General features: G+C 63.5%; 19 protein-coding genes. 10 read left to right on the forward strand and 9 right to left on the reverse strand.

Going from position 1 to position 20,769, the window contains the following annotated elements; all coding sequences use genetic code 11:
- Positions 1–44: 44 nt before the first annotated feature.
- A complete protein-coding gene (locus tag BLR13_RS21270) occupies positions 45–1,517 on the reverse strand; it encodes an amidase (RefSeq protein WP_074819879.1) in 1,473 nt (490 codons plus the stop codon).
- A gap of 186 nt (positions 1,518–1,703) precedes the next feature.
- On the opposite strand from BLR13_RS21270, the gene BLR13_RS21275 reads away from it, so the two are divergent.
- Positions 1,704–2,693 (forward strand): ABC transporter substrate-binding protein, encoded by a 990-nt coding sequence (locus BLR13_RS21275; protein ID WP_074819877.1) that lies wholly within the window; start codon positions 1,704–1,706, stop codon positions 2,691–2,693.
- Between the two features lie 15 nt (positions 2,694–2,708).
- Here BLR13_RS21275 and BLR13_RS21280 read toward each other — a convergent pair whose 3' ends face one another.
- Both BLR13_RS21280 and mbfA read right to left on the reverse strand, forming a co-directional pair.
- Entirely contained in the window at positions 2,709–3,509 is an 801-nt protein-coding gene (locus BLR13_RS21280; protein ID WP_244524912.1) for a hypothetical protein, read from the reverse strand.
- A gap of 79 nt (positions 3,510–3,588) precedes the next feature.
- A complete protein-coding gene (gene mbfA / locus BLR13_RS21285) occupies positions 3,589–4,560 on the reverse strand; it encodes an iron exporter MbfA (protein WP_074819873.1) in 972 nt (323 codons plus the stop codon).
- Positions 4,561–4,709: 149 nt separating this feature from the next.
- Between mbfA and BLR13_RS21290 the strand changes: the two genes are divergently transcribed.
- Positions 4,710–5,432 carry a hypothetical protein gene (locus BLR13_RS21290; protein ID WP_074819871.1) on the forward strand — a complete coding sequence of 241 codons (723 nt, stop codon included), beginning with the start codon at positions 4,710–4,712 and terminating at the stop codon, positions 5,430–5,432.
- Positions 5,433–5,540: 108 nt separating this feature from the next.
- On the opposite strand, the gene BLR13_RS21295 is transcribed toward BLR13_RS21290, so the two are convergent.
- From BLR13_RS21295 to BLR13_RS21310, 4 genes are all read right to left on the reverse strand, one after another.
- Positions 5,541–5,903 (reverse strand): hypothetical protein, encoded by a 363-nt coding sequence (locus tag BLR13_RS21295; RefSeq protein ID WP_074819869.1) that lies wholly within the window; start codon positions 5,901–5,903, stop codon positions 5,541–5,543.
- Between the two features lie 125 nt (positions 5,904–6,028).
- A complete protein-coding gene (locus BLR13_RS21300) occupies positions 6,029–7,183 on the reverse strand; it encodes an alpha/beta hydrolase (RefSeq protein WP_074819867.1) in 1,155 nt (384 codons plus the stop codon).
- Positions 7,184–7,468: 285 nt separating this feature from the next.
- Positions 7,469–9,010 (reverse strand): acyl-CoA synthetase, encoded by a 1,542-nt coding sequence (locus BLR13_RS21305; protein WP_074831261.1) that lies wholly within the window; start codon positions 9,008–9,010, stop codon positions 7,469–7,471.
- A 196-nt stretch (positions 9,011–9,206) separates the two neighbouring features.
- Entirely contained in the window at positions 9,207–10,379 is a 1,173-nt protein-coding gene (locus BLR13_RS21310; protein ID WP_074819865.1) for an acetyl-CoA C-acetyltransferase, read from the reverse strand.
- Between the two features lie 143 nt (positions 10,380–10,522).
- On the opposite strand from BLR13_RS21310, the gene BLR13_RS21315 reads away from it, so the two are divergent.
- The 8 genes from BLR13_RS21315 to BLR13_RS21350 all read left to right on the forward strand — a co-directional run bounded on the left by BLR13_RS21315 (position 10,523) and on the right by BLR13_RS21350 (position 19,439).
- Positions 10,523–11,200, forward strand: a complete 678-nt coding sequence (locus BLR13_RS21315) for a TetR family transcriptional regulator (RefSeq protein WP_079586087.1) — start codon at positions 10,523–10,525, stop codon at positions 11,198–11,200.
- A 77-nt stretch (positions 11,201–11,277) separates the two neighbouring features.
- Positions 11,278–12,036, forward strand: coding sequence for an SDR family NAD(P)-dependent oxidoreductase (locus tag BLR13_RS21320; protein ID WP_074819861.1), 759 nt, complete (start codon positions 11,278–11,280; stop codon positions 12,034–12,036).
- A gap of 150 nt (positions 12,037–12,186) precedes the next feature.
- The gene (locus BLR13_RS21325) at positions 12,187–12,993 is read left to right on the forward strand and encodes an enoyl-CoA hydratase/isomerase family protein (protein WP_074819857.1); all 807 of its coding nucleotides are present in this window, start codon (positions 12,187–12,189) and stop codon (positions 12,991–12,993) included.
- A gap of 51 nt (positions 12,994–13,044) precedes the next feature.
- Positions 13,045–14,916: an AMP-binding protein gene (locus tag BLR13_RS21330; protein WP_074819854.1), complete on the forward strand. Its 1,872-nt coding sequence runs from the start codon at positions 13,045–13,047 to the stop codon at positions 14,914–14,916.
- A 30-nt stretch (positions 14,917–14,946) separates the two neighbouring features.
- Complete coding sequence (locus BLR13_RS21335; RefSeq protein WP_074819852.1) at positions 14,947–16,074, forward strand: acyl-CoA dehydrogenase family protein; 1,128 nt, start codon at positions 14,947–14,949, stop codon at positions 16,072–16,074.
- A gap of 12 nt (positions 16,075–16,086) precedes the next feature.
- The gene (locus BLR13_RS21340; RefSeq protein ID WP_074819849.1) at positions 16,087–17,328 is read left to right on the forward strand and encodes an acyl-CoA dehydrogenase; all 1,242 of its coding nucleotides are present in this window, start codon (positions 16,087–16,089) and stop codon (positions 17,326–17,328) included.
- A gap of 153 nt (positions 17,329–17,481) precedes the next feature.
- On the forward strand, positions 17,482–18,726 hold the full coding sequence (locus tag BLR13_RS21345; RefSeq protein WP_074819847.1) for an acyl-CoA dehydrogenase: 1,245 nt from the start codon (positions 17,482–17,484) through the stop codon (positions 18,724–18,726).
- A gap of 2 nt (positions 18,727–18,728) precedes the next feature.
- The gene (locus tag BLR13_RS21350; RefSeq protein ID WP_074819845.1) at positions 18,729–19,439 is read left to right on the forward strand and encodes a nitroreductase; all 711 of its coding nucleotides are present in this window, start codon (positions 18,729–18,731) and stop codon (positions 19,437–19,439) included.
- Between the two features lie 62 nt (positions 19,440–19,501).
- Here the strand turns inward: BLR13_RS21350 and BLR13_RS21355 are convergent, their stop codons facing one another.
- Together BLR13_RS21355 and BLR13_RS21360 are read right to left on the reverse strand one after the other, a co-directional pair.
- The gene (locus tag BLR13_RS21355) at positions 19,502–19,744 is read right to left on the reverse strand and encodes a hypothetical protein (protein WP_074819841.1); all 243 of its coding nucleotides are present in this window, start codon (positions 19,742–19,744) and stop codon (positions 19,502–19,504) included.
- Between the two features lie 233 nt (positions 19,745–19,977).
- On the reverse strand, positions 19,978–20,763 hold the full coding sequence (locus tag BLR13_RS21360) for an enoyl-CoA hydratase/isomerase family protein (RefSeq protein ID WP_074819839.1): 786 nt from the start codon (positions 20,761–20,763) through the stop codon (positions 19,978–19,980).
- Positions 20,764–20,769: the final 6 nt, after the last annotated feature.

The raw sequence follows: 20,769 nt of genomic DNA on the forward strand, positions 1-20,769 counted from the left end.
TCCAGCGACAACGGCGAAGCCGTTGCGCGGGGATGAGGAGTCTTCTAGTCATCAAACATCTTCGGCGGCACGAACCCGCCGAATTCGCGCTCGATCAGTTCGGCGAGCTTGAGCGGCGTGCGGTCTTCCAGCCAGGGGCCGACGATCTGCACGCCGACCGGCAAGCCGTCCGGCGCAAAGCCGGTCGGGATCGCAGTCGATGGCAGGCCGGGCAGCGTGGCGATGCCGGGCCAGGCGAGCTGGTCGGGATAGACGTAGTCCTTGCCGTCGATGCTGATGCGGCGCTTTTCCTGGTCGTCGGAATGATCGTGCGGATAGGCCTGGGTCGGCATGATCGGGCAGATCACGGCGTCGTAGCTCCTGAACAGCTCGCGCCATTGCGCCCGCAGGCGCAAACGCCCGCCGTCGGCCATCAGCCAGTCGCGATGGCTGAGCGCGATGCCACGCAGGCGTTCGGCGCCGAGACTCATATCATCCGGCGGCAGCGCCGTAGCGGCGGCCTGCGCGCCAGCATAGACCTCCGGCGCGAACGATGCGGCGAGAAACGACATCAGCATCCGCATATAGAGCCGTGTCGAGGCGGCGAAGTCGGGCAACAGCGGACTGCTGCGGTCGACCTTGACGCCGGCCTTGGCGAGCCCGGCCGCCAGTTTGTCGAGGCTGCCGCGCACCACCGTATTGGGTGGCATGACCGGATCGGTATCGATCAGCAGCACGTGAAAATTCTTCAGCTCTGTGTGGCGCGCCACCGGGAGTTCGAGTCTGTAGGCCTTGCCGGCGTCGAGCGGATCAGGGCCCGCCATCGCATCCAGCAGCAGCGTGAGATCGGCGGCGCCGCGCGCCATCGGCCCGATCACGCTGAGGTCGCGATTGGACGGCAGCGGTGGCAACGGCGGCGGCGTGTGACCGCGCATCGCGACGAGGTCGAAGGTCGGCTTGTGGGCGTAGACGCCGCAATGAAAGGCGGGCACGCGCAGCGAGCCGCCGATATCGGAGCCGATCGACAGCGGGCCGTAGCCCGCAGCCAGCGCCGCCGACGAACCGCCGGAAGATCCGCCCGGCGTGCGGCCGAGGTCGAACGGATTGTTGGTGGTGCCGTAGATCTCGTTGTAGCTCTGCCAGTCGCCGAGCCCGAGCGGCACGTTGGTCTTGCCGAGAATCACGGCGCCGGCGTCCTTGACGCGCGTGATCGGCAGCGCGTCGTCCTTTGCGATGAAATCCTTCTGCGCCGGAATGCCCCAGGTCGTCGGCAGGCCGGCGATATTGTAGGATTCCTTGACCGTCATGGGGATGCCGAGCAGCGGCTTCTTCACCCCGCGCGCCAGTTCGGCGTCGGCGGCGCGCGCGGCGGCGAGGCCGCGCTCGAAATCGCGCACGCAGATCGCATTGATCTTGTCGTCGTGCCGTTCGATGCGGTCGATTACGTCCTGCGCCAGCTCGACCGCGCTGACCTTTCTGGCCGCCAGCGCTGCCGACACTTCAACGGCGGTCTTGAAGCTCCATTGCGATTTGGCCAAGGCGTGCTCCCGGTCTGTAGATGCTCTGCAATTAAATGCGGCGCGGATGATGCTCAGTTTGCGTCATCGCCGCAAGAGCAATGGCTGCACAGCGGCACGCCGCTCATGCAGCCAAGCTATTGGCGAGAGCGCCATTCACACGCTAGTCTCCCGGTCAACAAAAAATGAAAATGGCGGGAGGTGGCAATGAGATTGTCGTGGGTGGTAGCGGCGATTGCGATCGGCAGTGTGACGGTCGCCGATGCGGCCGAGATCCGGCTCGCCGAACAGTTCTCGATGGGCTACCTGCAATTCAACATCATGAAGCGCGACAAACTGATCGAGAAATATGCCACCCAGCGCGGCCTGAAGGATTTCAAGGTGTCCTGGCAGCGCTTCAACGGCCCGGCGGCAATGAACGAGGCGCTGCTGTCAAATTCCACCGACATCGTCAGCGGCGGGGTGCCTGGCCTGATCACGCTGTGGGACAAGACCCAAGGCACGTCGTTCGAGGTCAAGGGCATCTGCGCGCTGAGCTCGCAGCCGTTCCTGCTCAACACTGCCAACCCGGATATCAAGTCCATCAGGGATTTCGGCGAGCGCGACCGCATCGCGGTGCCCTCCATCAAGGTGTCGGTGCAGGCGGTGCTGCTGCAGATGGCGGCGGCGGCCGCCTTCGGCGAGGAGAATTATGCCAAGCTCGATCCGTTGACGGTGTCGATGTCGCCGCCGGATGCGACCATTGCGATGCTGAGCGGTGCCGGCGGCGTCTCTTCGGCCTTCAGTGTGCCGCCGTTCCAGTTCCAGCAACTGGAGCAGAAGAACATCCACACGATATTGTCGTCGTTCGACGTACTGGGGCCGCACAGCTTTACGGTGGCATGGACCTCGGCGCGCTTTCGCAAGGACAATCCGGAACTCTACGCGGCGTTTCTCGACGCCGTGAAGGAAGCGACTGCCACCATCGCCGCCGATCCGAAAGGCACCGCGCAAAGCTGGATCGACGACAGCGGCTCCAAGCTGCCGCTGGAGATGGTAACCAAGGTCGTGACCGGCGCAAACGTCGAATGGACCATGACGCCGGCGGCGACGATGAAGTTCGCCAGGTTCATGCGGCGGGTCGGCACCACCAAGCACGAGCCGGCGTCGTGGAAGGAGATGTTCTTCCCGGAGATCGGCGGGCTCAACGGAAGCTGAGCGCAGCCTATTGCGTCAGGGCTGGTACGGCCGCGTGGAGGCGTGTGCCATCGGATTGACGGGCACCCTGACGGGGTCACTTGCGCCGGACTTGCTGTCCGGAACCGGAAAAGCGTAGCCGACGATCGTCTTGATGACGAGGCGGTCGGAGGCCGCCGTCAGGCCATAGCCGACGCCGAAGTTGACGTCGAACACACCGAGCTTGAAGTCGGTAACGGCAAACAGCGTGTGCTGCTGGTCGCTGAGCTTCCTGAAATTTCCGATCTCACCGAGATCGGCGTAGTGCTCGAGCCCGATGGAGAAATCCGGGCTGAGCTTTTTCGCCAGCCGCGCCGCCGGGGCGAAGTCGGCCTCGCCATATTTTCCGAAGCCGATATCGACGATCGGGTTGACGATGAACTCGTAGTCGCCCTGGCGGACGCCGATGATGGGGCGGATCTCCATCCCGAACCGGGTCTGCGAGAATTTCGGCGTCGTGTTCGAGAACTCGAAGTTGACGCCGTAGAAGAAATTGCGCTGCTCGGCATTGGGCGAGACGAACAACGTCCGCAGCTTGAAGGAGTCCGACAGCAACTGCCGGTCCTGCACCGCGAACGGCAGATAGAGCCCGACCTCCCACCAGTCGGTGACACCATAGGCGAATTCCGGGGTGCCGTTGAGGCTGCCATGGGAAACGAGGCCGCCGGGAAACGGCGGATCCTTTTGCCCGAGGGCGACGTAATTGAGGTGCTGTTGAATTGTGAACTGGCCGGGTGCCGCGATGCCGGCGTTGTAGACCTGGATTTCGTCGACGGCCCTGGCGGGTTGAGCCAGCATCAACAAGAAGGCAGCCCCAGCCAGGACGCAAAGTCGGAAGCGGTCACCGCGTTTGAAGCTTCGTTTCATGGCCGCCCCGCTAGGCAGCGCCGATCAGAATGCCGACCGCCAGCACGATGGCGCCGCCGAGCACGATCTGGAACACCGCCTGCAGGAACGGCGTGTCCATGTAGCGCGAGCGGATGAAGGCGATCGCCCACAATTCGAAGAACACCACGACACCCGCGATGGCGGTCGCGATCCAGAACGCGTTGGCCCAGGAATCCGGCACCAGATAGGGCATGGTGTGACCGAGACCGCCGAGCGTCGTCATCAGGCCGCAGGTGATTCCGCGCAGCCAGGGCGAGCCGCGCCCGGTCAACGAGCCGTCGTCGGACAGGGCTTCGGCAAACCCCATGCTGATGCCGGCGCCGATCGAGGCGGCGAGGCCGACCAGAAACGTCTGCCAGTTCTGATGCGTCGCAAAGGCCGCGGCAAACAGCGGTGCCAGCGTCGACACCGAGCCATCCATCAAGCCGGCGAGTCCCGGCTGGACATATTGCAGCACGAACATGCGCCGGCGCGTCTTGTCTTCTTCGGCGCGCACGTCGGGGCTGAGGATCTCGCCCGTCAGCTTCACGGCAAGCTTCTCGTGACCCTTTTCTTCCTCGGCGAGGTCGCCCAACAGCCGGCGCACACCGACGTCCTCGGCCTGTTCGGCAGCCTTGATGTAGAATTGCTCGGCCTCAAGCTCCATGGTCTCGACTTCCTTGCGGATGGTGTCGAGCGAGAGGTTCTTGGTCAGCCAGATCGGACGCCGCTTCAGGAAGCCGCGAACGTCCTCACGGCGGATCGGCGGCAAATGCGGCCCGAAACGCTGTTCGTAGATTTCGAGCAGGCGGTGGCGATGGCCGCGCTCCTCCTCGGCCATCTCCTGGAAGACCTTGGCCGAATCCGGATAGCGCTCGGTCAGGTCCTCGGCGAACGTCATGTAGATGCGGCTGTCTTCCTCTTCCGAGGCGATCGCAACGGCCAGCACCTCGCGCTCGGTCAGGTCGGCGAAATTCTTCATATGGCTTACCCAGACTAGTTTAGAATTAGAATAATTCTAAACTAGTCTGGGGTCAATTACCGGCAGCTTCACAGATTCGGGAACTTACTGGGGCTGACACCCGTTCGAGTTCCAGCCGTCGGCATCAACCGTCTCGATCCGGAGTCTTCATGGAAAAGGTCAAATACCGCCTCAACGATCCAAAGTTGGCGCCGCGCCGAACCAAACTGGAAATTCCCGGCTGGGCGGGGGCGCGGGAGCCACGCGCGGACGGTTCGCGCGAACAGGTCTGGCACTGCGTGCCGTTCACGGAAGGCGCGCAATACGGCATTGAGCTGTTCTATCCCTACGACTTCGAACTGCACGTCAGCACCAAGGACGCCCGCCTTCGTTTCGAAGCCGATTGGGGTGAGCCGCCGGAGGGCGGGGCGCAGTGGCCTCCGTTCCGCAATTTCGGCGACAGCTTTTACACGTACCAGATATTGCTGGATATGAAGGTGCCGAAAGGGATGGCGATTCGTACCGAACCGCATCCGCGTTTCTACACCGACCGCAGCGATACCGTACCCGTCGCAGTGCCGGCGCTGGTGCGCAACTGGTGGCCGATGCTTTTCTTCACGGTGTTCAAGGCCCCGGCCGAAGGACGCACCCACATTTTCAGACCGAACGAGCCGTTCGCGCAGATCATCGTCATTCCCGAAGAGGCCAATTTCGAACTCGAACAGATGGGTGTGGAGGAGGCGTCCGAGCGCGAACTGCAGGCGCGGCGGATCTACAACAGTCGGCCGACGCTCTCTGCCGGAACCGAGTGGACTTCGTCGACCGATACGGTGTTCGACGGAACGTATCGGCATCTGCATCGCGCAGCGAAAGAAAAGGCCCGCCAGGAATAGCTCACGTCAACCAGCGTCGTGGATCATCCAGGATAAAGCCGCGTCAGGATCACAAAAAACAGGGCCGGAGGCCCTGTTTTCGTGTGCTTCGATTTCGCCGGCGAAGGATCAGTAGTCGCGGCGATAGAAGCTGTGGTGATGATGGTGATGATGATGATGATGATAATAATTGCGCCGATAGCGCGGCACCACGACCACCCGCGGCTCGTAGCGGCGGTAGAAGCTGTGATGGTGGTGGTGGTGATGATGGTGGTGATGGTAGAACTGCGCGAGCTGAACGTTTTCGCCAACCGCCGCGGGCGCGGCCGCGTCGACCGCCTGCAGCAGATGCGCAGCGTTAGGAATCGGCTCAAGCAACTCCGCATAGGAATTGGCCCGCAAGACGTCGGCCGGTGCGGGGGCAGCCTGCGCGGTACCGAAGGCCCCGAGCGTCGCTACGGCTCCGATCAATCCAGCGATCTTCTTTTCCATCGTACTACTCTCCAGTTCAGGGTCGCCGGACGCAAAGCCGGTATTCCGCAACGCCGGGGCTTGCGGAACGTTCCACGGAACCGATCGTCGTGGCCTGGTGCGGTGCTCGCCGGCGAGCGTCCGATCTATGACGTCGATTCAAGGAACCGAAGCAGCAGCCGGCTGACTTCGGCGGGCTGCTCCTGCTGCACCCAATGGCCGGCGCCGTCGACGAGGTGGCAGCCGATCATGTTGGTGCAGGCTTTCGATTGCATCGCCTCGTAGACGCCGGGGCGCTGATAGGTGCCCCAGTCCTGCTTGCCAGAGATGAAGGCGGAGGGAACGTCGATGGTCCGCCCCGACCAGGTCTGCAATTCGGCGACGAACGCGCCCGAGGTGCCGCAGCGGTACCATTGCAGCCCGCCCTGGAATCCGGTGCGGGCATATTCGGCGCTGTAGAACGCAAGCTCACTGTCGGGCAGCCATCGGTTGGCGGCGATTTCGGCGGCGGAGGGCATTTCCTCGGCAACTGTCGCGGCCATGTCCCTGGCGAGATCCATCACGTAATAGGTCGGCAGTTTTGCCAGCTCGCCCGCGGACCATGATTGCAACGGATAGGGCGTGTTGGCTTTCCAGTCAGCGCTCTTGTGATGGTAGTAGCCGCGCAGGAAATCATGCACGCCCTGCGGCGCGTGCTGCATGTCGGCGTTGGCGGGGCGCGTCGAATAGTACCATTGGTAATGCTTGCGCGGCCGCGGCAGCGCCGCGAGGTCACGATGCACGGGATCTTCCACCGCGGGCTTGGCCTGTCCCTCCGCAGTGTTGAGCGGCAGCGGCGGCACGCCGCCGAACGGCGCGCTCATCAGCGCGACCGAGCGAAACACGTCGGGCCGGATCAGCGCGCACCAGGCCGCGACCGACGAGCCGAAATCATGGCCGAACACGGCGTCGACATGCTTGTAACCAAATGCCGATACCAGCCCGAGCGCGTCGCGTACCAGGTTGGTGAGCCGGAACGGATGGAGATCGCCATCGTAGTCGGCGCTCCATCCGGTGGTGCGGCCATAGCCGCGCTGGTCCGGCGCAATCACGTGATAGCCGGCGGCGGCGAGTGTCGGCATCACCTTGCGCCAGGAGAACGCGAGTTCGGGAAAGCCGTGCAACAGCAGCACGCAAGGACGCCCGGGTGTCTCAAAACCGGCTTCGAGCACATGCATGCGCAGGCCGTTGATCCCATCGACATAGCGCGCGCGGATGGCGGCGGGGAGCGGGATGTCGGGGAGGGCGGTGGCGCTATTCATGAACTTTCCTCGTCATGGCCGGGCGAAAGCGCGAAGCGCGTCTTCACTGGATGTCCCGGCCATCCACGTCTTCTTATCCGCGCGACTGTAAAGACGTGGATGCCCGGGACAAGCCCGGGCATGACGGCGGTGAGGCGCGGTTTCTTACCCTCCCCTGGAGGGGGAGGGTCGGTTCGCATGTAGCGAAGCGGAATGCGAAACTCGGGCACTGGTTCGTGCGGAGAGACCGTCACCCCACCCCGCCGCTTCGCGTCGACCCTCCCCCTCCAGGGGAGGGTAAGTAAGTTAAGCCTTCGCGGCCTTCGGCCAATACTTGTCGCGCAGGTGGCGCTTCACCAGTTTGCCGGTCGGGGTGCGCGGCAGTTCAGCCTCAAAATCGATACTCCTGGGGCATTTGATCGGCGACAGGTGCTTGCGGCAGAACAGCATCAGCTCGGCCTCCAGCTCCTTGCCGGCCTTGGTCATGTCATGCGGCTGCACCACGGCCTTGACCTCTTCGCCCATTTCCTCGTTCGGCACACCGAACACCGCGACGTCGGCGACGCCGGGATGGGTGATCAAGACGTCCTCGGTCTCCTGCGGGTAGATGTTCACGCCGCCGGAGATGATCATGTAGGACTTGCGGTCGGTGAGATAGAGATAGCCTTCGTCGTCGAGATAGCCGACGTCGCCTAGCGTCGACCAGCCCTTGGCGTTATAGGCGCGCTTGGTCTTCTCGGGATCGTTGTGATAGGCGAACGCCGGCGCGTCGGCGAAGTACACCGTGCCGATCTGGCCCACCGGCGCTTCAGCATCGTTCTCGTCGAGAATCTTGATCTTGCCGACCACGGCGCGGCCGACGGTGCCGCGATGGGTCAGCCATTGCTGCGAGGTCGAGACCGTGACGCCGTTGCCTTCGGATCCGGCGTAGTACTCGATCAGGATCGGTCCCCACCATTCGATCATCTTCGCTTTGACGTCGACCGGGCAGGGCGCTGCGGCGTGGATCGCGCCTTTCAGCGAGGAGACGTTGTAACGCGTACGCACCTCCTCGGGCAGCTTCAGCATTCTTACGAACATGGTCGGCACCAGCTGCGACTGGGTAATCTTGTATTTCTCGACCAGCTTCAGGAATTCCTCGGCGTCGAAATGCTCCATGATGATGGAGGTGCCGCCGAGCGTGATCGCCATCATGTTGAAGCGCAGCGGAGCCGCGTGATAGAGCGGCGCCGGCGACAGATAGATGCTGTCGGCATTCATCCCGCACATGGTGGCGCAGAGAATTTTCAGGAACGGATTCGGCAGATCGATCGGATTGTTCTCCGAGGCCCGCTTGATGCCCTTGGGCCGCCCGGTGGTGCCCGACGAATACAGCATGTCGTAGCCGGCGACCTCGTCCGCAATCGGCGTCGTCGGCATCGCGATCGCTTCTCTGTCCCAGGAGCGAAAACCGGATTCCGGCTCGTCGACCATGAAGAACAGCGGCTCGCCGGCTTCGCCCTTGACCAGGTTCCTGACCTGCTCGGCGCATTTCGGCGAGGTGATGAAGACTTTCGCGCCGCAATCCCTGACGATGTAGGCGATCTCGTCCTGGGTCAGGTAGCGGCTGATCGCGGTGTAATAGAGCCCCGCCCGCTGCGCCGCCCAGCAGATCTCCATGAACGCCAGCCGGTTTTCCATCAGGAAGGCGATGTGATCGCCGGCCTTGAGGCCGAGCGAACGAAACAGTTGCGCGCCCTGGTTCGAAAGCTCGTCGAGCTCGCGATAGGTGATCGCCTTGCCGGTGCCCGCCATCTGATAGGCGATCTTGTTCGGCACGGTGCGGGCGTAGATGGACGGATGGGTCATGGGAGCAATCCTGAAAATCAACGTGGTCGTCCCGGCCTGGTGCGCAATTGCGCACGTGGCGCCGGGACCCATAACCACCGATGTGAATTTCTTGAAGCGAGCTGGTGCTCCAGCCCGGCATAACCACAAGCACCTGTGGTTATGGGTCCCGGCTCAAGGCCGGGACGACACCGTTCGTTATTACTAGCAGTTCTTCTTACAGTCGCTCGACGATGGTCACATTCGCCATGCCGCCGCCTTCGCACATGGTCTGCAGGCCGTAACGCTTGCCGCGCTGCTTCAGGGCGTTGACCAGCGTGGTCATCAGCTTGGTGCCGGAGCCGCCGAGCGGATGGCCGAGCGCGATCGCGCCGCCATTGACATTGAGCCGTGCCGGATCGGCGCCGGTGGCCTTCAGCCAGGCGGTCGGCACCGAGGCAAAGGCCTCGTTGACTTCGAACAGGTCGATGTCGTCGACGGTCATGCCGGCCTTCTGCAGCGCGCGCTGGGTCGCCGGAAGCGGCGCTTCCAGCATGATCACGGGATCGCCGCCCATCATGGTCATGTGATGGATGCGGGCCATCGGCTTGACGCCGAGCGACTTCAGGCCGCGCTCGTTGACGATCATCACGCCGGAGGCGCCGTCGCAGATCTGGCTGGCACTGGCGGCGGTGAGCTTGCCGTTCTCCGCGATCAGCTTGACGCCCTTGATGCCGTCGAGTGTGGCGTCGAAGCGGATACCCTCATCGATATGGTGGGTGTCGGTCGAGCCGTCGGCGCGGGTGATCTGCAGCGGAACGATCTCGTCCTTGAAACGGCCGGCTTGGGTGGCGGCAATCGCCCGCTGATGGCTGTTGTAGGAATATTCGTCGAGCTCGTTCTTGGAGAGGCCGTACTTCTCGGCCATCATTTCCGCGCCGGTGAACTGGCTGAACATGATGTTCGGATAGCGCGCCTCCATGCCGGGGCTCTTGTAGTGGCCAAAACCGTTCTTGGCCGGCAGCGAGGAGGCGAGGCCCATCGGCACCCGGGTCATCGATTCCACGCCGGCGGCGATCACGACATCCATGGTGCCTGACATCACGGCTTGCGCCGCGAAATGCAGCGCCTGCTGCGAGGAGCCGCACTGGCGGTCGATCGAGGTCGCCGGCACGCTCTCGGGAAGCTTCGAGGCCATCACGGCGTTGCGCGCGATGTTGTTGGATTGTTCGCCGGCCTGCATCACGCAGCCCATGATGACGTCTTCGACTTGGGCGGGATCGGCGCCGGTGCGTTCGATCAGCGAATTCAGCACAGACGCGGCGAGATCGGCCGGATGCCAGCCGGCGAGACGTCCCCCCTTGCGGCCGCCTGCGGTGCGTGCGGTGGCGACGATATAGGCCTCGGCCATGTCTGTTCTCCCTGGATTGTTGTTGGATGGAAAAGTTGGGCCGGATTTAAGGGATGGTCCGGGATTTAGTCAATCAATCAATTAACTCTTGAGTGCAGCCGCGGCATGCGCTTATGTGCGGCCGGATTTCGAGCCAGGCAGTGATGGGACCACAGTTGAATACCAGCGTACCGACGAGGCTTCCAGGCGGCAAGAATACCACTGCCGAGAAGCTGCTTGTCGCTGCCAGCGAACTGATGATCGAGCGTGCCTCGATCGAAGTGTCGCTCTCCGACATCGCGCAGAAGTCCGGCGTCAACGCCGCCCTGGTGAAATACCATTTCGGTAACAAGGACGGGCTGTTGCTGGCGCTTTTGGCGCGCGACGCCGCCACCGAAATTACCCAGCTCGAATACCTGATCAGCCAGCCCATGCAGCCGACCGCGAAACTGCGCCTGCATATCGGCGGCATCATTCGCGCCTATCACCAGTTCCCCTATATGAACCGGCTGATCCATTATCTCTTGCACGAAAGTACGCCGGACGCCGCCGACGAGGTGTCGAAGTTCTTCGTGGCGCCGCTGCTGGATTTTCAACGCCGGCTGCTCGCCGAGGGCGTCAAGGCCGGCGAGTTCCGCGACATCGATCCGGTCATGTTCTACACCAGCCTGATCGGCGCCTGCGATCACCTGTTCTTCGGTCGCCACGCGATGTCGCGCGCGACCGGCGTCGGCCCGGTTACCGACGAAGTCTGCCGCCAGTACATCAAGCATATGGAAGCGCTGATCTGCAGCGGAATGCTGAGCGAAGCCAACGAAACGAGTGCCGCAGCCGCCGAATGACGGCCGCGCCACTTCAGTACCCGAGTCTATTGTCCAAAAGAGTCCAGAGAAGAAACGCCCAAGGAAAGGTCATCAAGATGCAGTTGAAAGACGTTGCCGTTCTCATCACCGGCGGTGGCTCCGGCCTCGGCGCCGCCACCGCCCGCGCCATGGCTGCCAAGGGTGCGAAAATCGGCGTCATCGACCAGAACAAGGAAAATGCCGAGAAGGTCGCCGCCGAAGTGAAGGGCGTTGCCCTTCATGCCGACGTCACCGACGAAGAGCAAATCAAGGCCGCGATTGCCAAGGCGGAAGCCGCCCACGGCATCGCCCGCGTGCTGATGAACTGCGCCGGCATCGGCGGATCGCAGCGTACTGTCGGCAAGGACGGCGTCTATCCGCTGGCGAAATTCGTCCGCATCATCAACGTCAATCTGATCGGCACCTTCAACGTGCTGCGCCTGTTCGCCGAACGGCTGGCGACGGCGCCGCCGATCGGCGAAGAGCGCGGCGTCGCCATCAACACCGCGAGCGTTGCGGCCTATGAAGGCCAGATCGGCCAGATCGCCTACTCCGCTTCGAAGGGCGGTGTCGTCGGCCTGACGCTGCCGGCCGCGCGCGACCTCGCCAGCCTCAAGATCCGCGTCAACACCATCGCGCCCGGCCTGTTCCTGACGCCGCTGCTGATGGGCCTGAACGAAGAGGCTCGCAAGAGCCTCGGCGCGCAAGTGCCGCATCCGGCCCGCCTCGGCGATGCCTCCGAGTACGGCAACCTCGCGGTTCACATCGTTGAGAACCCGATGCTCAACGGCGAGACCATCCGTCTCGACGGCGCCATCCGCATGGCGCCGCGGTAGGTCCTGCATCATGGACCCCGGATCAGCAGCGCACCGCTACGCGCTGCGCAGCATCCGGGGAACGTGTCCCGGACGCGGTGCAGCGTTCTTCACGATGCACCGCAGAGCCGGGACCCATAAACGGCGGACGACGATGGGTAGGAGCGCTTCGTGACTCAACCGCTGCTGATCGAACACGATGACGGGGTCGACCGGGTGACGCTCAATCGCCCGGACAGCCTCAACGCGCTCAACCCCGATATGATCGACGCGTTGAACGCGTATTTCCAAGGCTTGCAGCGCAACCGTTCGACCCGCGTGGTGGTGCTGAAGGGTGCGGGTGCGTCGTTCTGCGCCGGCCTCGACCTCAAGCATGCAATGGCGCGCCGTGCCGGGCAACAGGAGCCGCCCGGCGTCACCGAGTCATTGGATTCGCAACGCCGGATCGCCGACATCGTGATGCTGATGCGGCGCTGTCCGCAGCCGATCATCGCGCTGGTCCAGGGCGCCGCCGCCGGTGGCGGTTTTGCGCTGGCGCTTGCCGCCGACATCCGCATCGCGACCAAATCCGCACGGATGAACTGCGCCTTCATCAAACTCGGCCTCGGCGGCTGCGATATCGGCACCAGTTATTTCCTGCCGCGCCTGGTCGGGGTGTCGGTTGCGTCAGAATTGATCCTGACCGGCCGCTTCATCGGTGCCGAACGGGCGCTGGCCGTCGGCCTCGTCTCCGAAGTGGTCGAGGAAGGCGGGCTTGATGCCGCGGCCGAGCCGTATGTCGATGCGATGATGACGGCCTCGCCGGTGGGCCTAAGGTTGTCCAAGGAATGCCTCAATATGAGCGTCGATGCCGGATCCATGGAAGCCGTGATCGCGATGGAAGACCGCAATCAGGTGCTGTGCAGCCGCTCGGAAGATTTCAACGAGGGCATCAGGGCCTTTCTTGAAAAACGAAAGCCTGTCTATATCAAGCGGTAGAACCGATACGACAAGAGGATCCGCAAAGGACCGTATTCCGGGAGACGCAATATGAGTGGGAATGCCGCCGAGGTGCTGACCAAGCCCGGCTTTCGCAAGATCGAATGGCTGAAGCGCGACATCGACGTCGCGCGCCGGCCCGATGGCGTGATCGTTCTGAAATCGCGGATTCCGCTGCAGGCTTACGAGAAGCATATTCCCGCCTCGCTGGCGAAATGGGCCAAGCAGGCGCCCGACCGGACCTGGCTGGCGCAGCGCGCCGGCGCCGAGCGGCAATGGCGGAAAGTTTCCTATCGTGAAGCCAAGCGCACCGTCGACGCGCTGACGCAAGGCCTGCTCAATCTCGGCGTCACGGACGGCCGTCCGGTTGCGATCCTCTCGGGCAATTCGATCGAGCATGCGCTGATGACGCAGGCCGCGATGCAGGCGCGCCTGCCGGCAGCGCCGGTTTCGCCGGCCTACTCGCTGATGAGCCAGGATCATCTGAAGCTCAAATACCTCTTCAACCTGATCAAGCCAGCGGTCGTGATGGTGCAGGACGGGCCGACCTTCGAAAAGTCGTTGAAGGCGCTCGATCTCACCGGCGTCACCGTCGTGCATGTCGTGCGGCCCTGCGACGGCATCAAGAGCGTGTCCTTTGCCGATCTCGTGGCCACGCCGGTGACGACAGCGGTCGAGGAATCGATTGCGAAGATCACACCCGACACCGTCGGCAAGCTGCTGTTCACCTCCGGATCGACCGGCATGCCGAAGGCCGTCATCAACACGCAGGAGATGATGTGCGCCAATGCGGCGATGATGATGCAGGTGCGTCCGCGCGATCCGAACGGGCCGATCGCCACCGTGCTCGACTGGATGCCGTGGAATCACACCATGGGCGGCAATGCCGCGTTCAATCCGGTGCTGGTCGATGGCGGCACGCTCTATATCGACGACGGCCGGCCGATGCCGGGTCTGTTCGAGGAGACTCTGAGGAATCTTCGTGAGGTGTCGCCGACCTATTACGCCAACGTGCCTGCCGGTTATGCGGCGCTGGCGGCGGCGATGGAAAAGGACGACGCGCTCTGCCGCTGCTTCTTCAAGAACCTTAGCATCATGGCTTACGGCGGTGCGCGGCTGCCGGACGATCTCTACGACCGCATGCAGGCGCTGGCGGTGAAGACCACCGGCGAGCGCATCGTGTTCTATACCGGCTGGGGCTCCACCGAGACCGCGCCGACATCGACCGGCACTTACTGGGACACCGAGCGCGTCGGCCTGATCGGCCTGCCGTTCCCCGGCGTTGAACTGAAGCTGGTGCCGTGCGGCTCGAAATACGAGCTGCGGCTGCGCGGCATCAATGTCACGCCCGGCTATTTCGGCCAGCCTGACCTGACGAAGAAAATGTTCGACGAGGAAGGTTTTTACTGCATCGGCGACGCCGGCGTGTTCGTCGACGATAACGACCCGCTGCAGGGCATCATCTTTGCCGGCCGCGTGGTCGAGGACTTCAAGCTCACTACCGGTACCTTCGTCCATGTCGGTTCGCTGCGCACCGACGCGATCGCGGCCGCCACCCCCGCGGTGCACGACGCGCTGGTCGCCGGTCAGGACCGCGCCTTCATCGGGCTGTTGGCGTGGCCGAATTTGCACGCGTGCCGGCAGTTGGTCGGAAATCCTGATGCGACGTTCGAAGACGTGATCAAGCATCCCGACGTCATCGCCTGCGTCAAACGCGGTCTGGAAGCGCACAACACGGCTTGCAAGGGCAGCAGCATGCGGGTCGCCCGCGCGATGCTGATGGCCGAACCGCCGTCGATCGACGGCAACGAGCTCACCGACAAGGGCTACATCAACCAGCGCGCCGGCCTCGAGCGCCGCGCCGCGCTGGTGGAGCAGCTTTACGCCGATCATCCCGGCAAAGACGTCATCATCCTGAACTGAACAACGCAGCACCAACGCGAGTAGAGCGCCATGAATTTCGATTTCTCGGACGAACAGAAGCAGATGCGTGACGAAGCGAGGAAGTTCCTCGCCGAGAAGTGCCCGCCGAAGGCGGTGCGTGCCGTGCTGGACGGCAACGCACCGTACGACAAGGAATTGTGGAAGGGCCTCGCCGAGATGGGCTTCCTCGGCATCGCGATCCCCGAAGCGTTCGGCGGCGCGGGCGCCGGTCATCTCGAGCTCTGCGTGATTGCCGAGGAAATGGGCCGCGCGCTGGCGCCGGTGCCGTTCTCTTCCACCGTCTATCTCGCGGCCGAAGCGCTGATGATCGCAGGATCCGACGCGCAGAAGCAGAAGTGGCTGCCGGTGATTGCCTCGGGCGATGCGATCGGCACGCTGGCGCTGTTCGAAGGCAAGGGCAATCCGTCGCCATCAGCGATCAAGCTTTCCGCCGCCGGCGGCACGCTGAACGGCGTCAAGAAGCCGGTGCCGGATGGCGCCATCGCTGACTTCGCCATTGTTGCCGCGCGCACCGGTTCATCGGGCCGCGATTCCGATATCTCGCTGTTCCTGGTCGACCTCAAGGCCGGCGGCGTCGAGGTGAAGTCGCTGACCAATCTCGATCCGACCCGGGGACAGGCCGAACTCACTTTCAAGAACTGCAAAGCGGAGCCGCTCGGTGCCGCCGGTGAAGGCTGGGGCATTCTGACCCAGGTGCTCGACCGCGCCGCGGTCCTGCTGGCGTTCGAGCAGGTCGGCGGTTCCGACCGCGCGCTGGAAATGGGCCGCGACTATGCGCTCGACCGCATCGCCTTCGGCCGTCCGATCGGCTCGTTCCAGGCGGTGAAGCACCTTCTCGCCGACATGTATGTCTCGGCGACGCTGGCGCGTTCCAATTGCTATTACGGCGCCTGGGCGCTCTCGACCAACGCGTCGGAATTGCCGGAAGCGGCCGCTGCCGCGCGCATCAGCGCGACGCAGGCGTTCCAGCATTGCTCCAAGAACAACATCCAGGTCCATGGGGGCATGGGTTTCACCTGGGAGTTCGACTGCCACATGTACTACCGCCGCGCCAACGCCACCGCACTGACGCTCGGCAGCCTGTCGTATTGGGAAGACGTCTTGATCGACCACATGCGCAAGCGGAATGCGGCGTAAGGAACAACCGTCATGAACTTCGATGACACCCCGCAGGAAGCCGCGTTCCGCGCCGAAGCCAGGGCCTGGATCGGCGCCAACGCGCCGAAGCAATATGAGGCGGAGCTGCGCAAGGCCTCGCTCGGCCGCCCGGCGCTGAACAACATGCTTGAGATCGCCAAGGGCTGGCAGAAGAAGAAGGCCGATGCCGGCTGGGCCTGCCTGCACTGGCCAAAGGAATATGGCGGCCGCGGTTCGTCGCCGATCGAGCGCGTGATCTGGCAGCAGGAAGAGGGCCCGTTCGGCAAGCTCTCCGGCGTGTTCATCATCGGCCACGGCATGTGCGGTCCGACCATGATGGCATTCGCGGGCGAGGAGCAGAAGCGCGAATACCTGCCGCCGCTGGCGTCCGGCGAAAAGGTCTGGTGTCAACTATTCTCGGAGCCCGCCGGTGGTTCCGACGTCGCAGGGCTTCGTACCCGTGCCGAGAAGAAGGGCGACAACTGGATCGTCAACGGCCAGAAGATCTGGACCTCGGGCGCGCACTATTCGGATTACGGCATCTTGCTGACGCGCACCGATCCGACGGTCGCCAAGCACAAGGGCCTCACCATGTTCTTCCTGGACATGAAGAGCCCCGGCGTCGAGGTGCGGCCAATCAAGCAGGCCAGCGGACATTCGGATTTCAACGAGGTCTACTTCACCGACGTGGTGATCCCGGATTCGCAGCGGCTCGGCGCCGTCGGCGACGGCTGGAACGTGTCGCTGACCACGCTGATGAACGAGCGCATGTCGATCGGCGCCGGGGTCTCGACGGGCTTTCCGGAGCTGTTCGATTTCTGCAGCAGCCTGATGCTGGAGGACGGCCCCGCGATCGAGGATCGCGGTGTCCGTTCCAAGCTGGCGAATTGGGCGGTGAAGGCAAGCGGGCTGAAATATACCTCGATGCGCGCGATCTCGGCGCTGTCGAAGGGCGATCGTCCGGGTCCGGAAAATTCCATCGGCAAGCTGGTGGCGGGTTCGATGATCCAGGATGTCGCGATGTACGCACTCGATTTGCAGGGCGCCGCCGGCGTGCTGAGCGGCCCGGAAGACGCCGAAGTGGCCGGAAAATTCCAGGCGATGCTGCTGCGTGCGCCGGGTACCCGCGTCGAGGGCGGTACCGACGAAATCATGCGCAACATCATCGCCGAGCGCGTGCTTGGCCTGCCCGGGGATATCCGGGTCGACAAGGATGTGCCGTTCAACAAGATTCCGACCAAGGGACGCGCGTAACAAGAATTAAGGAACCGTAGGGTGGGTTAGCCAACGGGTCGCGCGTACGCGCGCCCGATGATAAACTCCGCGTAACCCACCGTCGCAACAAGGCTCGATAGAACTGGTGGGTTACGCCTTCGGCTAACCCACCCTACGAAAATGAGGTCTGCCATGAACTTCGACGACACCCCGCAGGAAGCCGAATTCCGAGCCACCGCCCGCAAATGGGTCGAGGCCAACGCGCCGAAAAAATATGAGGCGGAGCTATCGAAATCCTCGCTCGGCCGGATCCGGCTCGAGAAGGAAGAGATCGTCGATGTCGGCAAGGCCTGGCAGAAGAAGAAGGCCGAAGGCGGCTGGGCCTGCCTGCACTGGCCGAAGGAATATGGCGGCCGCGGCGCCACGCCGATCGAGAAGGTGATCTGGCAGCAGGAGGAGGGCGTCTACGGCAAGCTGACGCAGCCGTTCCAGATCGGCGAGGGCATGTGCGGGCCGACCGTGATGGCGTTCGGCAGCGAAGAGCACAAGCGCCACTATCTGCCAAAACTCGCTTCCGGCGAACATATCTGGTGCCAGTTGTTCTCGGAGCCGGCCGGCGGCTCCGACGTCGCAGGCCTTCGCACCCGCGCCGAGAAGAAGGGCGACAACTGGATCGTCAACGGCCAGAAGATCTGGACCTCCGGCGCGCACTACTCGGATTACGGTCTTCTGATCACGCGCACCGATCCCAACGTGCCCAAGCACAAGGGCCTGACGATGTTCTTCCTCGACATGAAGAGCAAGGGCGTCGAGGTGCGGCCGATCAAGCAGGCCAACGGCATGCAGGAATTCAACGAGGTCTATTTCACCGACGTCGTGATTCCGGACAGCCAGCGCCTCGGCGCAGTCGGCGACGGCTGGAACGTGTCGCTGACCACGCTGATGAATGAGCGCATGTCGATCGGCTCGCGGCTGGCGACCGGCTTCCCCGAAATGTTCGAGTTCTGCTCGAACCTGATGACGGAAGACGGCCCCGCCATCGACGATCGTGCCACCCGTTCCAAGCTCGCGAGCTGGGCGGTGAAGGCGAGCGGGTTGAAATATACCAGCTACCGCGCGATCTCGGCCCTTTCCAAGGGCGAGCGGCCGGGTCCGGAAAATTCCATCGGCAAGCTGGTCTCGGGCGCGATGCTGCAGGACATCGCAACCTATGCGATGGATCTGGAAGGTGCGGCCGGCGAACTGACCGGCGCGGACGAGGAAGTGGCCCACGGCCAGTTCCAACAAATGTTGCTCAGCTCGCCGTCGATGCGCATCGCCGGCGGTACCGACGAAATCCTGCGCAACATCATTGCCGAACGGGTGCTCGGCCTGCCCGGCGACATCCGCGTCGACAAGGACGTGCCGTTCAACAAGATCCCGACCAAGGGGCGATGACAATGGACGCTGCGGCAAAGACCAGGTACGCGACCGAAGAGCGCATCGGCGTACTCGAAGAGCTGCTCCGCGAACGCTATTCGGTCCGTGCGTTTCTGCCGCAGCCGGTGCCATCAGAGACCATCGAGCGCGTTCTCGTCGCGGCGCAGCGCACGGCGTCATGGTGCAACAGTCAGCCCTGGCAGGTGTTGATCGCCAGCGGCGAAGCCAAGGAAAAATTTCGCAAGGCGATCTATGCCGAAGCGGCTTCCGGCGCCGGGGACGACCATGACTTCACGCCGCCGCGCGAATATCTCGGGCCTTATCTCGAACGTCGACGCGAGAGCGGTTTTCAGCTCTACAACACGCTCGGGATCGCGCGTGGCGACAAGATGGCCTACGCCAAGCAGGCGCTGGAGAATTACAATTTCTTCGGCGCGCCACATGTCGCTGTTATCCACACCGACGAGCCGCTCGGCATCTACGGCGCGATCGATTGCGGCGCCTATGTCGGCAATTTCATGCTGGCGGCGCAGGCGCTCGGTCTCGGCACCATTCCGCAGGCCGCGCTGGCGCGTCATTCCGGCCTGATCCGTCGTCACTTCAAACTCGGCGATGACCGCAAGGTGGTCTGCGGCATTTCATTCGGATTTGCCGACAACGCGCACAAGGTCAACAGCTACCGCACCTCGCGGGCGAGCGTGGCCGATACCGTGACTTTCATCGACAAATAAACACGCAAGGAAAACCCCGATCGCTGTCCGCGATCGGGGCTTTGCGTATTGTTCAGGCGCGATCAGTAAGCGCAGACATTGACGGTGCGCAGGCGCACGCCATGGCGGGTCTGGATATACTGCTGCTGATAGCAGTCGCTGACGCCGGTGTTGACGTAAATGCCGCCGAAGCCGAAACCGCCATGGCCCCAGCCATGATGGCCCCAGCCGCCATGAAAACCATGCGCGGAAGCGGCGGAGGGAGCCAGAGCAGCCGCACCGAGGGAAGCGGCGGCGATCAGTCCGAGAGTAACCTTGCGAAGCATCTTAATTCTCCAGTTGGGTGGCACGAGGCCGTTGTTTCGTCCCTGCCCATCAGTCGGCGCGGCCGCGCCCTGCGTTCACGGACGATCTGGAGAATCGTGTTTCAGGAGTGTTTCGTGGGATCACCCGCCCTCATCCTGAGGAGGCGCGCGAGCGCCGTCTCGAAGGACGAGGGCGGCCACATCCTTCGAGACGCGGCGAAGACGCCGCTCCTCAGGATGAGGTCGAAAGGAAATCAAAATCGGGGCAGGCGCTTTTCCGCAAACGCCTTGATGCCTTCCTTGATCTCGGCGCCGCGCATGCTTTCGCGGTGGCGGGCGTCGGCCGCTTCCTCGTCGAGCTCGCCGCGGGCAAATTCGTTGATGGCGCGCTTCATGCCGCGCATCGCCTGCGGCGCGTTGCCGGCGAGAATGGCAACGAGGCGGTCGACTTCCTCGTCGAGCGATTCCAGCGGCACCATCGCGGTGAGGTAGCCGATCCGCAGCATCTCGGGTGCGGTGATCTTCTGCGCGGTCAGAAACAATTTCTTGGCGTTATCGACGCCGAGCCGCGTGACGTAGCGCTGAATGCCGCATCTGTAGTAGTGCAGCCCCAGCCGCGCCGCCGGCATGAACATTTCGGCGCTGTCGATGCCGATGCGAAAGTCGCAGGCCAGCGCCAGATCGGTCGAGCCGCCATAGACGCCGCCGTTGAGCCGGCAGATGGTCGGCACGCCGAGATCCTCCAGCCGGTTGACCACGACTTCGAACGCGGAGCCGGCGCTCTGCTCTTCCTTGGCGCTGGTCGCGCGGTCGGCGACCGAGTTGAGGTCATAGCCGGCGCTGAAGGCGCGGCCGGTGCCGGTCAGCACCATGACCCGGATCGCGGGATCGGCTTCGATCCGGTCAAACAGTTTCATCAGGTCGCCGAGATCCTCGCTCTGCAGCCGGTTCAGATGTTTCGGCCGGTTGAGGCGGATGGTGGCGCGGGCGCCGCTGATTTCGAGTAGCGGCGCGCTCGCCGTCTCGGCTGTGTCGGACATGCTGTT

Origin of the sequence: Bradyrhizobium ottawaense (assembly GCF_900099825.1) — a bacterium.
GTDB classification, from domain to species: domain Bacteria; phylum Pseudomonadota; class Alphaproteobacteria; order Rhizobiales; family Xanthobacteraceae; genus Bradyrhizobium; species Bradyrhizobium ottawaense_A.

Bases quoted from the DNA above. Each gene is read 5' to 3' on its own strand.
- BLR13_RS21290 (WP_074819871.1), top strand. From the start codon at position 4,710: ATGGAAAAGGTCAAATACCGCCTCAACGATCCAAAGTTGGCGCCGCGC.
- mbfA (WP_074819873.1), bottom strand. From the start codon at position 4,560: ATGAAGAATTTCGCCGACCTGACCGAGCGCGAGGTGCTGGCCGTTGCG.
- BLR13_RS21300 (WP_074819867.1), bottom strand. From the start codon at position 7,183: ATGAATAGCGCCACCGCCCTCCCCGACATCCCGCTCCCCGCCGCCATC.
- BLR13_RS21305 (WP_074831261.1), bottom strand. From the start codon at position 9,010: ATGACCCATCCGTCCATCTACGCCCGCACCGTGCCGAACAAGATCGCC.
- BLR13_RS21345 (WP_074819847.1), top strand. From the start codon at position 17,482: ATGAACTTCGACGACACCCCGCAGGAAGCCGAATTCCGAGCCACCGCC.
- BLR13_RS21330 (WP_074819854.1), top strand. From the start codon at position 13,045: ATGAGTGGGAATGCCGCCGAGGTGCTGACCAAGCCCGGCTTTCGCAAG.
- BLR13_RS21320 (WP_074819861.1), top strand. From the start codon at position 11,278: ATGCAGTTGAAAGACGTTGCCGTTCTCATCACCGGCGGTGGCTCCGGC.
- BLR13_RS21275 (WP_074819877.1), top strand. From the start codon at position 1,704: ATGAGATTGTCGTGGGTGGTAGCGGCGATTGCGATCGGCAGTGTGACG.
- BLR13_RS21355 (WP_074819841.1), bottom strand. From the start codon at position 19,744: ATGCTTCGCAAGGTTACTCTCGGACTGATCGCCGCCGCTTCCCTCGGT.
- BLR13_RS21350 (WP_074819845.1), top strand. From the start codon at position 18,729: ATGGACGCTGCGGCAAAGACCAGGTACGCGACCGAAGAGCGCATCGGC.
- BLR13_RS21310 (WP_074819865.1), bottom strand. From the start codon at position 10,379: ATGGCCGAGGCCTATATCGTCGCCACCGCACGCACCGCAGGCGGCCGC.
- BLR13_RS21360 (WP_074819839.1), bottom strand. From the start codon at position 20,763: ATGTCCGACACAGCCGAGACGGCGAGCGCGCCGCTACTCGAAATCAGC.
- BLR13_RS21340 (WP_074819849.1), top strand. From the start codon at position 16,087: ATGAACTTCGATGACACCCCGCAGGAAGCCGCGTTCCGCGCCGAAGCC.
- BLR13_RS21315 (WP_079586087.1), top strand. From the start codon at position 10,523: ATGGGACCACAGTTGAATACCAGCGTACCGACGAGGCTTCCAGGCGGC.
- BLR13_RS21280 (WP_244524912.1), bottom strand. From the start codon at position 3,509: ATGCTGGCTCAACCCGCCAGGGCCGTCGACGAAATCCAGGTCTACAAC.
- BLR13_RS21335 (WP_074819852.1), top strand. From the start codon at position 14,947: ATGAATTTCGATTTCTCGGACGAACAGAAGCAGATGCGTGACGAAGCG.
- BLR13_RS21295 (WP_074819869.1), bottom strand. From the start codon at position 5,903: ATGGAAAAGAAGATCGCTGGATTGATCGGAGCCGTAGCGACGCTCGGG.